This is a genomic window from Micromonospora ferruginea (assembly GCF_013694245.2).
Classification (GTDB): domain Bacteria; phylum Actinomycetota; class Actinomycetes; order Mycobacteriales; family Micromonosporaceae; genus Micromonospora; species Micromonospora robiginosa.
Genome location: NZ_CP059322.2, coordinates 3,526,556 through 3,539,459, shown reverse-complemented (window position 1 = coordinate 3,539,459; position 12,904 = coordinate 3,526,556). Strand labels below are relative to the sequence as shown.

Here is a 12,904-nt window from a genome sequence, read left to right as displayed (position 1 = left end):
CCGGATGGGGGTTCGCGATGACTGTCGGCCGTCCGGACCCGTCGCCCGCCGCTGACGACGAGGTGGGACCGGGCGCGCGTACCCCGGCGGTCACGGACGGCCGGCACCCGGCGGCGGCGTTCCGGTCGGCGGTGCGCGACGGGCGTCTCGACCTGCCGGCGCCCGGCGGCGGACGAACGGCCGAACGCTTCCGGCGCCTCGCCGCACTCGGTCGCGCCGACCTGACGCTGGCGCGGCTGGGGGAGGGGCACGCCGACGCGCTGGCCATCCTCGCCGAGCTGGGCGCGTCGCCCGACCCGGCCCGGCGCCGCGAGCCGTGGGGCGTGTGGGCCGCCGTGCCGGCCTCGCTCACCGCGACCTGGGACGGCGAGCGGTGGCGGCTGACCGGCGACCGGCCCTGGTGCTCGGGGGCGGGGCTGCTGTCCCGGGCCCTGGTGACCGCGACCGCCGCCGACGGGGTACGGCTGTTCTCCGTGGAGGTCGGCGGGGCCGGAGTGACCCCGCTGGCCGGCACCTGGCCCGCGGTCGGCATGGCCGCCAGCGACAGCCGGACGGTCCGCTTCGACGACGTGCCCGGGACACCGGTGGGCGGACCCGGTTCCTACACGGCGCGGCCGGGCTTCTGGCACGGCGGGACGGGCGTGGCCGCCTGCTGGTACGGCGGCGCCGTCGGGGTCGCCGACACGCTGCACGCCGCGGCGCGACGCCGGCCCCTGGGCCCGCACGCCCTGGCGCACCTCGGCGCGGTCGACGCGGCCCTGGCCGCCGCCCGGGCCGTGCTGTTCGCCGCCGCCGACGAGATCGACGCGGACCCCACCGGCGACGCCGACCGGTTGGCCCACCAGGTGCGGGCCGCCGTCGAGGCCACCGCCACCACCGTCGCCGACCGGGTCGGCCGGGCGTTGGGGGCGGGGCCGCTGTGCCAGGACGCCGACCACGCCAGGCGGGTCGCCGACCTGACGGTCTATCTGCGCCAGAGCCACGCGGAGGCGGACCTGGCGCACCTGGGTGAGCTGGTGACGGCGAGCGGGGACCCCGGATGGTGAGACCGATCGTCGACACCGGCACCGGCGAGGAGACGTGGCGCGCGTGGCCGGCGCCGGCCGCCTGGCCGGTACTCGATCTCACCGGTTCGGCGCGGACCGCGCCGCCGCTGGTGGTCGCCCCCCATCCCGACGACGAGGTGCTCGGCGTCGGCGGCCTGGTCGCCATGCTCGCCGACGGTGCCGGCGCCGAGATCACGGTGGTCACCGACGGCGAGGCCTCGCACCCCGGCTCGACGGTGTACGCGCCGGCGGAACTGGCCGCGATCCGGCGGGCCGAGACCGTCACGGCGTGCGGCCGGCTCGGCGTGCCCGCCTCGGCCGTCGAACACCTCGGGCATCCCGACGGCGGGATCGACGAGCCGGCGCTCGCCGACGCGCTGGCCGCCCGGCTGGCCCCCGGCAGGTGGTGCGTCACCACCTGGCGCGGCGACGGCCACCCGGACCACGAGGCGGTCGGGCGGGCCGCCGCCGACGCCTGCCGGCGCACCGGTGCGACGCTGCTGGAGTTCCCGGTCTGGACGTGGCACTGGGCCGAGCCGGACGAACCCGACGTGCCGTGGCACCGCGCGCGCCGGATCGACCTGACCGGGGCCGCCCGGGCGGCCAAGCGGGCGGCGATCGACGCCTTCGGAAGCCAGATCCGGCCGATCGGGCCGGCGCCCGCCGACGCCGCGATCCTTCCGCCGCACGTCCTCGCACGCTTCGCGCGTCCCTACGAAACGGTGTTCGTGCCATGACCACACGCGGCACCCCCGCCGAGTACTTCGACGACATGTACGCCCGGGCCGACGACCCGTGGAGCTTCGCGACCCGCTGGTACGAGCAACGCAAACACGATCTGACCGTCGCCTGCCTGCCGCGCCGGCGCTACCGGTCGGCGTTCGAGCCGGGCTGCTCGACCGGCATGCTCACCCACCGCCTGGCGGGTCGGTGCGACCGTCTGCTGGCGGTCGACATCGCCGCCGCGGCCGTGGCGAGCGCCCGGCAGCGCCTCGCCGACCAGGCCCACGTGCGGGTGCAGCGGATGCGCGTCCCCGACGAGTGGCCGGCCGGGGCGGACGCGCGCTTCGACCTGGTCGTGCTCTCCGAACTCGGCTACTACCTCGACGACGCCGGACTGGACCGGCTGGTCGCCCGGGCGGTGGCGTCGCTGGAACCGGGCGGCACGCTCGTCGCCGTGCACTGGCGGCCGGTGGTGGCCGAACACGCGCGGGGCGGCGACGAGGTGCACCGGCTGCTCGGCGACGTGGCCGGGCTGGAGCGTACGGCCCGCCACGAGGAGGCCGACTTCCTCCTCGACGTCCTCCTCCGGGTGCCGCCGGCGGCCCGCTCCGTGGCGCAGGCCGAGGGCCTGTGGTGAACCGGCTGGCGGTCGTGGTGCCCGCCCACGACGAGCAGGCGTCGTTGCCCGCCTGCCTGGCCTCGGTCCTCGACTCGCTCCGCCGCCTGCCGGTGCGCGCCGAGGTGATCGTCGTGGCCGACGACTGCCGGGACGCCACGGCCGCCGTCGCCCGTCGCCTCGGCGCGGTCGTGGTGACCGTGCGGGCCCGCAACGTCGGCCGGGCGCGCGCCGCCGGCATGGCGCACGCGTTGCGCCACGGCCCGCAGGACCTGTGGCTCGCCACCACCGACGCGGACAGCCGGGTGCCCCGGCGCTGGGGCGGATGGCACCTGCGCCACGGCCGGGCGGGCACCGACCTGCTGGTCGGCACCGTGCGCGTGCACGACTGGGCGCCCCGCTCCGAGCAGGTCCGCACGCGGTTCGAGACCCGCTACCGGCAGGGCCTGACCGACACCGGTCACCGGCACGTGCACGGTGCGAACCTGGGCTGCGCCGCCACCGCGTACGAGCGACTCGGCGGATTCGCCGACCTGCGCCACGGCGAGGACCACGACCTCGTGGACCGTGGTCGCCGACGCGCCCTGCGGGTCGTCGCCGACGCCACCTGCCCGGTCCGCACCAGCGCCCGCCGACGTAGTCGCGCCCCGCACGGCTTCGCCCGCTATCTCGACGCCCTCGACGACCGGCCCCCGGTCGTCGGCGGCCGGGCCTGAGCGGGAGCCGCCCCGCGACCACGACCCGGTCGCCCGTCCGGGCGTCGAGCACGCGCCGGCCGCCGGAACCCGTCAGGATGTCCGCATGACGACCCTGGTGAACGACGTGCTGACCGACCTGGGGTTGACGGGTTCCGCCGGGCCGCGGCTCGACGGGGATCCCCGGCCCGTGGCGCTGGCGTCACCGCTCGCCGTCGCCGACTGCGCCGTCGCGTCCGTGGCCGCCTGCCTCGCGGCGGCCGCCGACTGGCGCTCGCCCGCACCGGCCGGCGCCGACGCCTACCGCACCGCGCTGGGCGACGGGTGGAGCGGAATCAGCCCGCCGGGTCGCCTGGACGGCCGTCCCCTGAGCTGGCCCCACCTGCCACCCGCGTACGGGCAGGCGCCGCCGCGCTGGAGCTGACCCGCCCGTTTGTGCGGCGCCCGACCCGGGCATCAGGCGTGCACACGACGAGAGGGGATGCGATGGCACCGGACCCGTCGGTCCGCGTCGGGGAGGGTCGCGCCGCCCCGGCGGAGACCCTGTCGACATCGGACCTGATCAGCCGCGCGACCGAGCAACTGTCGACACTCGTACGCGACGAGCTGGCCCTGGCCCGGGCCGAGCTGGTCGCCAAGGGCCGGCACGCCGGCCTCGGCGGGGGCCTGTTCGGCGGCGCCGCCGTCCTCGGCCTGTACGGGCTCGCGTTGCTGCTGGTCCTGGCGGTGGTGCTGCTGGACCTGGTCTGGCCGCTGTGGCTGGCCGTCCTGACCGTCATGGTCGTCGTGCTCGCCGCCGCCGGGGTGCTGGCCCTGCTCGGCCGCCGGCAGTTGCGCGCGACGACCCCGCTGGCGCCGCAGGAGGCGGTGTCCGGTGTCACCGCGGACGTGGACGCGGTGAGGACCGCGTTCCGGGAGGGGAGAAGCCATGAGTGAGAGCACGCCTTCGGACCCGCAGCAGTTGCGGGCCGAGATCGCGCAGACCCGCGCCGCGCTCGGCGACACCGTCGAGGCGCTCGCCGCCAAGACCGACGTGAAGGCCCGCGCCAAGGTCGCCGCCGAGGAGGCCGGCGCGCAGGCCAGGGCCAAGGTGGACGCCGCGGTGGGGCGCGCCGGAGAGGTCGCCGGCGCGGTCACCGGCCGGCTCGCGTCGACGTCGGAGTCGATCGAGGCGTCCCTGCGCGAGCACGACCTGCCGCAGAAGGTACGCCGGCCGCTGCCGGTCGCCGCGATCGGCGCGGTCGCGGCGCTGGCCGTGGTGCTCGTCGTGCTGGCCCGACGACGGCGGGCGTGACCGGCCGGGCGCGGATGTGACGCGGTCGCAGGGTTGAACCGACCACCCCGGGGCACCACGAGATGACGACAAGTCGTTTGAGGAGGCCCCGTGAGCACCGTGACCGAGTCCGTCGATGTTCAGGTTCCGATCCGCGCCGTGTACGACCAGTGGACGCAGTTCGAGTCGTTCCCGCAGTTCATGGAGGGCGTGGAGTCGATCACCCAGCTCGACCCGACGCACACCCGCTGGGTGACCAAGGTGGCCGGGGTGACCCGGGAGTTCGACGCGGAGATCACCGAGCAGCACCCGGACGAGCGGGTGGCGTGGAAGAGCACCGGTGGTGACACGAAGCACGCCGGGGTGGTCACGTTCCACCGGCTCTCCGACGACGAGACCCGGGTGACGATCCAGCTCGACTGGGAGCCGGAGGGGCTGGTGGAGAAGGCCGGCAGCGCCGTCGGCGTGGACAGCCACCAGGTGAAGGCCGACGCGAAGCGTTTCAAGGAGTTCATCGAGAACCGGGGGAGTGCGACCGGCGCGTGGCGCGGGGACGTCGACCGCCCGGACGCGGTGTCCTGATCGGAGGGTCGTGGGCGTGCCGGTCCGGCCGCCCACGACCCGTCGACCGGAAAATCGCCTTGCGTCGGCGGCGAGGGTGGGTCATGGTGGGCTCATGATCTCGTATCGGAAGGGCGGCGACGCCCTGGCGCGTTGAGCGCGCCCACGCGGCACCACGAGGCCGCGATCTCCTCACCGACCGAGTTGTGGCGCCAGACCGTCGAGATTCGACGCGAATGGCTCGGCCACGCCCTGTCCACGCAGCCGGCGGAGAGATCGACCGCCGAGCGTTGCCTGACCGCCGTCTACGCCCGGGCGTCCCGGCCGCGGCCCCGGTTCGAGTGGGTCGACTCGCCCCACGAGGCACGTCCCCTGGTCGCCGGCTGGCCCACCCTCGACCGGCTCCACGAGTGGATCCGGGACCCCCGCCCGCGCGGGACGCCGCCGGTGGCCGGCGATGTCGCCATGGTGGTATCCCGACTGCGCGGCGCCCTGAGCGCGGGCGTCACCCACGCCGACCCCGAGCTGACGCCGCTGCGCGCCGGCAGGACCAGGGAGCCCTGGCCGGAGCTGCCGCCGCTTGCGGCGCTCGACCGCGGCGTCCCGCTCGCCGTCGTGCTGCACCAGGGCGTCCGTCAGGCACTGCACCGAAGCCTCGCCCACGGGTTCTACCTTCCGGTGCGCGCGGCGCTCACGGTCGACGGCCCGGTCCCGGTGTGCTGGTACGGGCAGCAGGACGCGTTCTGGATCGCCTACTACGACGTGCTGCGGCGGCTCGGTCTCGCCCGGTACCGACCGGACGAGGCCGACCAGCTCGACACCTGGGCCGACCTCGCCCGCTCCTGCGGATGGTGGTGGCCTGGTGAGGACGTCTGCGTCGTGGTGGACCGTCCCGCGGCGGTGCGCACCGAGGGAGTCCGCGACGCGGTGCACGAGCAGATCCGGCTGCGCGGGGTGCGCTACCGCGACGGCTGGCAGCCGCCGCTGAGCGGGTGAGGTGATCGGGCCCCGGCCGGGACGGCGCGCCGCCGTCCCGGCCGGTCCGGTGCGCCTGCGGTGGGCGGGCGGCTACAGGCTGCCCGACTCCGACCAGTGGGACCAGTGCGTGTTGGCTGGCAGGGCGGGCGCGTACCGGCGGAGGTCGCCGGTCGCCAGCACGTCGGCGAGCTGGCGGAACGTCTCGGACTCGCTGGGGGGCCGCCCGTCCGTCAGGTCGGGATGGTTCCACTGGTCGAGCCGCAGCACCTCGGGGATGTCCGACCGGATCCGCCGTCGCAGCTCCGCCTCGTCGGCCAGGAGCAGCGCGCGGTGAGCGCCGTGGTCACATTGGAGGCGGCGCCACGAGTGCGATCGCGCATCACGAAGCGGGCCACGTCGGCTGCGAACGGTAAAGGGCTCCGCGCCCATCCCCGCCGGCCCGGATCGCCCCGGCGGGCGACCGAGCCTGTCGTGCGCCTTGTTGCTTTATGGACCGACGTCTATGCTTTTATTGATCTGGTCGTTCGTGAAAGCGTAATCGACCATCATCGTCGAATAAATTCGACAACTCAGCGTGATGGCTGAATTAGACGGGAGTTACCTGTGAGATCAACCCTGCGGAAGGTGCACCTCGCCTTCCTCGCCGGCATATTGGCACTGGCCGGATCCGCGACCCTGATGACGAATTCCGCGTCGGCCGACAGCATCAGGCAGTTGAACTCCACGCAGCTCGTCGCCGACATGGGGGCGGGCTGGAACCTGGGGAACGCGCTGGAGGCCAACGCCAACGGGATCCCCAGCGAGACGGCATGGGGCAACCCGGTCGTCACGCAGGCCCTCATCGACCGGGTGAAGGCGGCGGGATTCAAGACGATCCGCATCCCGGTCTCCTACCTGGGCAACATCGGATCGGCGCCGAGCTACACGGTCAACACCGCCTGGCTGAACCGGATCCAGGAAATCGTCGACTACGCCTACGGCCGTGGCCTGTACGTCCTGATCAACATGCACGGTGACGGCTACAAGACCATCAACGGCTCCTGGCTGATCTGCGACTCGTCGAACCAGACGACGATCAGGGACAAGTACCAGAAGGTGTGGCAGCAGATCGCCACCAGGTTCCAGAGCTACAGCGAGCGCCTGATCCTCGAGTCCATGAACGAGGAGTTCGACGGCCAGTACGGCAATCCCACCCAGCCGTGCTACTCGAACATCAACGCCTACAACCAGATCTTCGTGGACACCGTCCGCCGGACCGGCGGGAACAACACCTCGCGCTGGCTGCTCGTCCCCGGCTGGAACACCAACATCGACTACACCGTGGGCAACTACGGCTTCGTGCTGCCGACGGACCAGTACCGGTCGTCGTCCGTGCCCGCCAACGAGCAGCGGCTGATGATCTCCGTGCACTACTACGACCCCTGGGACTTCGCCGGGGAGGAGAACGGCACCATCACGCAGTGGGGGCCGGCCGCCACCAACCCGGCCCGGAAGTCGACCTGGGGCCAGCAGGACTTCATGGACGGGCAGTTGAAGAAGATGCGCGACACCTTCGTCTCGCGCGGATATCCGGTGTTCGTCGGTGAATACGGATCGGTCGACAAGACGTCGGCCGACTCCATCAACAACAGGTATCGCGCCGACTACGCGCGCACCCTGGTGTCCACCGCCAAGAAGTACGGGGCGGCCACCGCCTACTGGGACAACGGATACAACGGCGCGTACGGGTTCGGGCTGTTCAACCGCAGCACCGTCACCGTCACCCAGCAGGGCATCATCGACGCCATCATGAGCGCCGTCGGCGGCGGCAACCCGACGACGCCGCCGCCGACCACCACCCCGCCGACGAGCACTCCGCCGACCACCACCCCGCCGACCACCCCGCCGCCGTCGGGCGGGCGCTCCTGCACGGCCACCTACACCGTGACCGGCCAGTGGCAGGGCGGTTTCCAGGCCGAGGTGCGGGTCACCGCCGGCGGCTCGGCGATCAGCGGATGGACGGTGACCTGGACGTTCGCCAACGGGCAGCAGGTGACGCAGTCGTGGAGCGCGACGGTGACCAGCAGCGGCGCCACGGTGACCGCCCGCAACGTCAGCTACAACGGCGCGCTCGGCGCCGGCGGCAGCACGACCTTCGGCTTCCTGGGGTCGTCCGGCGCCACGAACGGCGTACCGTCGTTGTCCTGCGCGGCCGGTTGAGCCGCACCTGAGTCGACGGGCCGGGCGTCGCCGACGCCCGGCCCGCGTGCTCACGGCGCCCGCAGCAGCCGCGCGCGTACCCCCTCGGCGTCCGGGTGGCCGAGTCCGTCCAGGATGGCCAGGGCCCGCCGCCAGGTCCGCAGCGCGCCGGCGGTGTCCCCGCCGGCCGCCCGGCTGTCGCCGAGCCGGGTCAGCGTGTCCGCCTCGTCGTAGCGGTCACCGATCCGCTGGTAGAGCGTCAGCGCCCGGCCGTAGCACCGGATCGCCCGGCGGTGGTGGCCCAGCCCGTCGTGGATGAAGCCGAGACTGTCCCAGGTGTTCGCCTCACCGTGCCGGTCGTCGGTGCGGCGCAGCAACGCCAACGCCTGCTCGCAGTGCCCGCGCGCCGGGCCGTAGCGGCCCAGCCGGGCGTGCGCCCAGCCCATCGCGTTGCGGGCGCTGGCCTGCCCGGCCGGATGACCGATGCGTTCGTAGAGCGCCAGCGCCCGCGCCGCCTGCTGCAGCGACTCCTCGTAGCGGCCCCGCGCGTCAAGCATCGCGCCGAACGCCCGGTGGGTACGCGCCTGTCCGCTGTGGTCGCCCAGCTCGGCGAAGATCGCCAGCGCGTCGCGGTAGTGGCCGGCGGCCTCCTCCTCGTGGCCCAGCCGGACCAGGGCACGCGCCAGGTCGCGGTGGGCGTGGGCCTGCCCGGCCCGCTCGCCCGCCCGCCGGGCGGCGGCCAACGCGGCCCGCTGGGCGTCGGCCAGATCCGACCAGCGGCCCTGCCGTTGCAGGAAGTCCACCAGGGTCCGGGCCAGCCGCCAGGCGTGGCCGTCGCACCGGGCGCGCTCCGCGTGCGCCACCGCCGCCAGGAGTACGCGGTGCTCGGCGACGAACCAGGCCAGCGCCCCCTCCTGGTCGGCGATCTCCTCGGGCAGCACCCCGGGCAGCGCGTCGGGCAGGGCGGCCGAATCCCAGCCCGGTTGCAGCAGCACCGCGGCGGCGTGCGCGGAGTGCAGGTGATGGTCCAGGCCGCGGCGGATCGCCGCCTGCCGCTGCCCGTCCGGGTCGAGCCGCTCGGTCAGCTCGGCCGCGTACGCGCGCAGCAGGTCGTGTGCGCCGTAGCGGCCCGGCGCGTGCTCGGTGACCAGGTGCGCGTGGGCCAGCTCGGCGAGCAGCCGGGGCACCTGGTTGCGGGGCAGGCTGGCCAGGCTGGCCGCCGCCGGGATGCCGATCTCGGGCCCCGGGTGGCAGCCGAGCAGCCGGAACAGCCGCGCGGCGGCCGGCGTCAGGCTCCGGTACGACCAGGAGAAGACCGCCTGCACGCCGGTGCCCGCGTCCCCGGTGTCGAACGCGTCCAGCAGCCGGGCCGCGTCGCGCAGCTCGGCGGCGAGGGTGGCCAGCGGGAACGCCGGGTGCGCGGCGCCCCGCGCGGCGAGCACCGCCAGCGCCAGCGGCAGCCGCGCGCACCGCTCGACCATCTCGTCCACCACCTGCGGCTCGTCCGCCAGCCGGTGCGCGCCGAGACGGCGGGCCAGCAACTGCCAGGACTCGGCGGTGCTGAGCAGCCCGACGGTGATCGACCGGGCGCCCTCGGCGGCGATCAGGCCGGCGAGCCGGTTGCGGCTGGTGACGAGGACCTGGCAGCCGGGGCTGCCCGGCAGCAGGGGCCGGAGCTGCTCGACGTCGCGGGCGTTGTCCAGCAGCACCAGGATCCGGCGGTCGGCGAGCAGGCTGCGGTAGAGGCCCACCTGCGCGGACAGGTGCACCGGCATCCGTTCCGGCGGCACCCCCAGCGCCTCCAGCAGGCCGTGCACCGCCTCGGCCGGTGTCACCGCCGCGCCGGTGGAGTCGAAGCCACGCAGGTCCACGTAGAGCTGGCCGTCCGGGAACCGGTCGGCGACCCGGTGCGCCCAGTGCACCGCAAGCGTCGTCTTGCCCACCCCGGCGGTGCCGGTCAGGACCAGGATCGTCGGAGCGGGGTCGCCGGCCGCCGGGCCGCCCCCGGCGTCCAACTGGGCCAACTGCTCCGCCCGGCCGACGAAGCCGGGCAGCGCCGGGGGCAGTTGGCGCGGCACGGGCAGCCGGGCCGCCCGGGCGCGGTCCCGCCCGCCGCCGGGGCGTACCCCCCGGGTGTCGCCCGGGTCGGGCTGCCGCCGCGCCTCCTCGACCCGGTCGCGCGCGGTGGCCAGCGCGCCCTGTTCGCCGGCGGTGGCGCCGAGCAGCCGGATCAGCACGTCGAACCGTTCCGTCGGCGGCAGGATGTGGCCGGCGAAGTACTCGCCGATCACGCCCCGCGACCAGCCGGTCTTGGCGGCCAACTGCCGGTAGGTCAACGGCGTCTCGCCCTGCTGCCGGGCCTCCCGACGCCGGAGCTGGCGCAGCAGGCCGGCCAGCTCCGGCACGGTCCGCGCGGCGTCGGCGGCGCGGATCATCGGGTACGCGGAGCGGTCGACCCCGGTCGCGCCCCGCGGCGTCCTCGCCACCCCGCGACGCTCCGACTGGTCGGACATGCGGCCTCCCCCGCCGACCTCTCCCCGGCTGCCGAGGGAGCCGACACCGGGAGGGTAGGGCCGGAACCGGCGGAATCCATAGATCGATGCTGATCTCCGACAGATCCGTTCCGGCGGGCCGCGCGGGCGGCCGGCCGTGTCCGGCGGTGTCCAGCCCAGTCCAGGATGCGCCCCGGCACCCCGGCGGCCCGTGCCACCGTCCCGGGGCGGGCTCGACCCGTGCCATGCCACCTGGGGAAAGGGAAACCCTGATGAGTCACCGACACCTGACCGACCGACTGCTGCGGCGCGCCGCCGTCGCGGCGGTCGGCCTGACGCTGCTCGCCACCGGCGTGTCCACCGCGCCGGCCGCCGCGGCCGCGCCGGCCGGCAAGGCGACCACCACCGGGTCGTTCGTCGACAGCACCCCGGCACCGGCCGGCTTCGCGTCCTGGGCGGAGCTGTTCACGGTGCAGCAGCGGATGAACGTCGCCGCCGAGCGGATCGAGCGGGCGGCGCGACGCGGACCCGACTCCGGGTTCGCCGGCGTCGTCGCCGACCCCACCACCCGCCAGTTGCAGGTCTACTGGAAGGGCACGGCGCCGGCCGGCCTGATGGCCGCCGCCCGCGGCGTCGTACCGACCCGGGTGCTGCCCGCCGCGTACTCGCAGCGGGAGCTGGCGGTGGCCGCGGCCCGGCTGCGCGCCGCGGCCGGTGACGAGATCACCACGGTCGGGCCGCGCGCCGACGGCGCCGGCCTGCTCGTCGGTACGCAGCACGGGCTGCTCGGCGCGGCGAGCCTCGCCGGCGTCCCGGTGACCGTGCAGACCGGCGTCGCCGCCGCGCCCGCCACCCGGTGGGACGACACCGCGCCGTGGTGGGGCGGCGGCGCGTGGCGCAACGCCACCACCGGCGGCGGCTGCTCGACCGGCTTCGGGGCGTTCCAGGGCGGGGTGGCCCGGATGCTGTCCGCCGCGCACTGCGGCGCGCTCAACAACGTCGCCACCGACCCGACCGGCCAGACGATCGGCATCGTCGGCACCCGCAACACCGGCACCGACACGATGTTGCTCTCGGGCAGCTCCGGCGGCCGGGTCTTCAACAACACCACCGACGCGGCCGGCGCGGTGACCAGCGAGTTCAGCAACCAGGTGATCGGCGCGCTGGCCAGCCAGGTCGGCAACTTCGTGTGCACCACGGGCGCCTACTCCGGCACCCGCTGCTCGATCCAGGTCAAGGCCCGCAACCTGTGCATCAACATGCGTAACTTCGGCACGGTCTGCGGCCAGGTGCAGGCGGAGAGCACCACCCGCACCAACGCGGTCGGCCAGGGCGACAGCGGCGGCGCGGTGGAGATCGTGAACGGGGCGAACACCGCCCAGGTGTACGCCACCGGCACCAACTCCGCCATCGACGACACCAACACCACGACGGCCTGCACCGGGTACGTCCCCACCGGCCGGGTCTGCGCCTGGCGGATGTACTACGAGGACATCTTCTCCGGCCTCTCCGGCGTCGGCGCCTCGGGGGTGGTCCTGGGCTGAGCACCCGTCCCCGATCCGGTCACCGGGCCGGTACGCCGAGCGCGTACCGGCCCGGTCCGGCCGCGCTCCAGCCACCACTCGGCCACGAGCAGGTTGACCACCCAGCTCATCCAGACGCTCGCGCCGGCCGCCGCCCGGATCATGGCGTCCTGGTCGCCGCCGAAGGTGGTGTCGACCCGGGGGAGCAGCAGGACGACGAAGAGGACCAACCAGAGCCGGTTCAGCACGATCGACAGGGTCAACGCGTAGTTGCGCACCATCCACCGGCGATGCTCGGCGAACCGGCGTCGCCGCGCCGTCCGGTAGCCGGCGACCGCGGTGGCCAACCACAGCACCGCCAGCACGGTGTTGCCGACCTGGGAGACGAAGCCGGTGCTGCTCAGCGGCGCCACACCCAGCACGGCGACGCCCGCGGGAAAGACCCCGCCGAAGAGGTAGACCCGGCCCAGCCGCCGGTGGGCGACCGGATGGCGGCGGCGGAACCACGGCCACACCTGGAGACAACCGGCGAGCAACGCCACCGAGCCGAACACGATGTGCGTCACCAGCAGCGGGTAGTACTGCGGGTGCGCGTCCTGCGCCGGCAGTCGGGACCGGCTCGGGTCCAGCGTCAGGTAGGGCGGCAGCGCGTATCCGACGAAGGCCACCGCGACCAGCAGCAGCGGCACCATCCCGCGCAACTGCCGCCGCGGCCGGCGCCCGCCGACCGGGGTGGACGGTGCGATGTCGACGTCGGTGCGCATGTCGCCTCCCGCGTTCCGAGTGGAACTGATGCGGAAACGATGCGCCGTGGGATCC

At 74.7% G+C, this 12,904-nt stretch carries 14 protein-coding genes; 11 read left to right on the top strand and 3 right to left on the bottom strand.

Going from position 1 to position 12,904, the window contains the following annotated elements; all coding sequences use genetic code 11:
* Window positions 1-17: 17 nt before the first annotated feature.
* The 9 genes from H1D33_RS15095 to H1D33_RS15055 all read left to right on the top strand — a co-directional run bounded on the left by H1D33_RS15095 (window position 18) and on the right by H1D33_RS15055 (window position 5,910).
* A complete protein-coding gene (locus H1D33_RS15095; RefSeq protein WP_246411328.1) occupies window positions 18-1,046 on the top strand; it encodes an acyl-CoA dehydrogenase family protein in 1,029 nt (342 codons plus the stop codon).
* Window positions 1,040-1,783, top strand: a complete 744-nt coding sequence (locus H1D33_RS15090) for a PIG-L deacetylase family protein (protein WP_181567462.1) — start codon at window positions 1,040-1,042, stop codon at window positions 1,781-1,783. Before H1D33_RS15095 ends, H1D33_RS15090 begins: the two co-directional genes overlap by 7 nt.
* Window positions 1,780-2,406 (top strand): SAM-dependent methyltransferase, encoded by a 627-nt coding sequence (locus H1D33_RS15085; protein WP_181567463.1) that lies wholly within the window; start codon window positions 1,780-1,782, stop codon window positions 2,404-2,406. The genes H1D33_RS15090 and H1D33_RS15085 overlap by 4 nt, the downstream gene beginning before the upstream one ends.
* Window positions 2,403-3,101, top strand: a complete 699-nt coding sequence (locus tag H1D33_RS15080; RefSeq protein WP_220138657.1) for a glycosyltransferase family 2 protein — start codon at window positions 2,403-2,405, stop codon at window positions 3,099-3,101. Before H1D33_RS15085 ends, H1D33_RS15080 begins: the two co-directional genes overlap by 4 nt.
* 85 nt (window positions 3,102-3,186) lie before the next feature.
* Complete coding sequence (locus H1D33_RS15075; protein ID WP_181567465.1) at window positions 3,187-3,504, top strand: hypothetical protein; 318 nt, start codon at window positions 3,187-3,189, stop codon at window positions 3,502-3,504.
* A 62-nt stretch (window positions 3,505-3,566) separates the two neighbouring features.
* On the top strand, window positions 3,567-4,016 hold the full coding sequence (locus H1D33_RS15070) for a phage holin family protein (RefSeq protein ID WP_181567466.1): 450 nt from the start codon (window positions 3,567-3,569) through the stop codon (window positions 4,014-4,016).
* Complete coding sequence (locus H1D33_RS15065; RefSeq protein ID WP_181567467.1) at window positions 4,009-4,374, top strand: DUF3618 domain-containing protein; 366 nt, start codon at window positions 4,009-4,011, stop codon at window positions 4,372-4,374. The genes H1D33_RS15070 and H1D33_RS15065 overlap by 8 nt, the downstream gene beginning before the upstream one ends.
* A gap of 90 nt (window positions 4,375-4,464) precedes the next feature.
* Entirely contained in the window at window positions 4,465-4,935 is a 471-nt protein-coding gene (locus tag H1D33_RS15060) for an SRPBCC family protein (protein ID WP_181567468.1), read from the top strand.
* Window positions 4,936-5,067: 132 nt separating this feature from the next.
* Window positions 5,068-5,910 (top strand): DUF6745 domain-containing protein, encoded by an 843-nt coding sequence (locus H1D33_RS15055; protein WP_181567469.1) that lies wholly within the window; start codon window positions 5,068-5,070, stop codon window positions 5,908-5,910.
* 72 nt (window positions 5,911-5,982) lie between these two features.
* Here the strand turns inward: H1D33_RS15055 and H1D33_RS30305 are convergent, their stop codons facing one another.
* Window positions 5,983-6,321: a DUF7003 family protein gene (locus tag H1D33_RS30305; RefSeq protein WP_414685417.1), complete on the bottom strand. Its 339-nt coding sequence runs from the start codon at window positions 6,319-6,321 to the stop codon at window positions 5,983-5,985.
* 285 nt (window positions 6,322-6,606) lie between these two features.
* Here H1D33_RS30305 and H1D33_RS15045 point away from each other — a divergent pair, with 285 nt between their 5' ends.
* Complete coding sequence (locus H1D33_RS15045; RefSeq protein WP_281370351.1) at window positions 6,607-8,091, top strand: cellulase family glycosylhydrolase; 1,485 nt, start codon at window positions 6,607-6,609, stop codon at window positions 8,089-8,091.
* Window positions 8,092-8,141: 50 nt separating this feature from the next.
* Here H1D33_RS15045 and H1D33_RS15040 read toward each other — a convergent pair whose 3' ends face one another.
* Window positions 8,142-10,583: an ATP-binding protein gene (locus H1D33_RS15040; protein ID WP_246411334.1), complete on the bottom strand. Its 2,442-nt coding sequence runs from the start codon at window positions 10,581-10,583 to the stop codon at window positions 8,142-8,144.
* Between the two features lie 251 nt (window positions 10,584-10,834).
* Between H1D33_RS15040 and H1D33_RS15035 the strand changes: the two genes are divergently transcribed.
* Window positions 10,835-12,106 (top strand): chymotrypsin family serine protease, encoded by a 1,272-nt coding sequence (locus H1D33_RS15035; protein WP_181567471.1) that lies wholly within the window; start codon window positions 10,835-10,837, stop codon window positions 12,104-12,106.
* Here the strand turns inward: H1D33_RS15035 and H1D33_RS15030 are convergent.
* Entirely contained in the window at window positions 12,046-12,849 is an 804-nt protein-coding gene (locus H1D33_RS15030; protein ID WP_220138658.1) for a DUF2306 domain-containing protein, read from the bottom strand. The genes H1D33_RS15035 and H1D33_RS15030 overlap by 61 nt on opposite strands.
* Window positions 12,850-12,904 lie beyond the last annotated feature (55 nt).

Excerpts from the sequence above, each read along its gene's own strand:
- H1D33_RS15075 (WP_181567465.1), top strand. The coding sequence starts at position 3,187 with ATGACGACCCTGGTGAACGACGTGCTGACCGACCTGGGGTTGACGGGT.
- H1D33_RS15085 (WP_181567463.1), top strand. The coding sequence starts at position 1,780 with ATGACCACACGCGGCACCCCCGCCGAGTACTTCGACGACATGTACGCC.
- H1D33_RS15070 (WP_181567466.1), top strand. The coding sequence starts at position 3,567 with ATGGCACCGGACCCGTCGGTCCGCGTCGGGGAGGGTCGCGCCGCCCCG.
- H1D33_RS15030 (WP_220138658.1), bottom strand. The coding sequence starts at position 12,849 with ATGCGCACCGACGTCGACATCGCACCGTCCACCCCGGTCGGCGGGCGC.
- H1D33_RS15090 (WP_181567462.1), top strand. The coding sequence starts at position 1,040 with ATGGTGAGACCGATCGTCGACACCGGCACCGGCGAGGAGACGTGGCGC.
- H1D33_RS30305 (WP_414685417.1), bottom strand. The coding sequence starts at position 6,321 with ATGGGCGCGGAGCCCTTTACCGTTCGCAGCCGACGTGGCCCGCTTCGT.
- H1D33_RS15040 (WP_246411334.1), bottom strand. The coding sequence starts at position 10,583 with ATGTCCGACCAGTCGGAGCGTCGCGGGGTGGCGAGGACGCCGCGGGGC.
- H1D33_RS15095 (WP_246411328.1), top strand. The coding sequence starts at position 18 with ATGACTGTCGGCCGTCCGGACCCGTCGCCCGCCGCTGACGACGAGGTG.
- H1D33_RS15035 (WP_181567471.1), top strand. The coding sequence starts at position 10,835 with ATGAGTCACCGACACCTGACCGACCGACTGCTGCGGCGCGCCGCCGTC.
- H1D33_RS15065 (WP_181567467.1), top strand. The coding sequence starts at position 4,009 with ATGAGTGAGAGCACGCCTTCGGACCCGCAGCAGTTGCGGGCCGAGATC.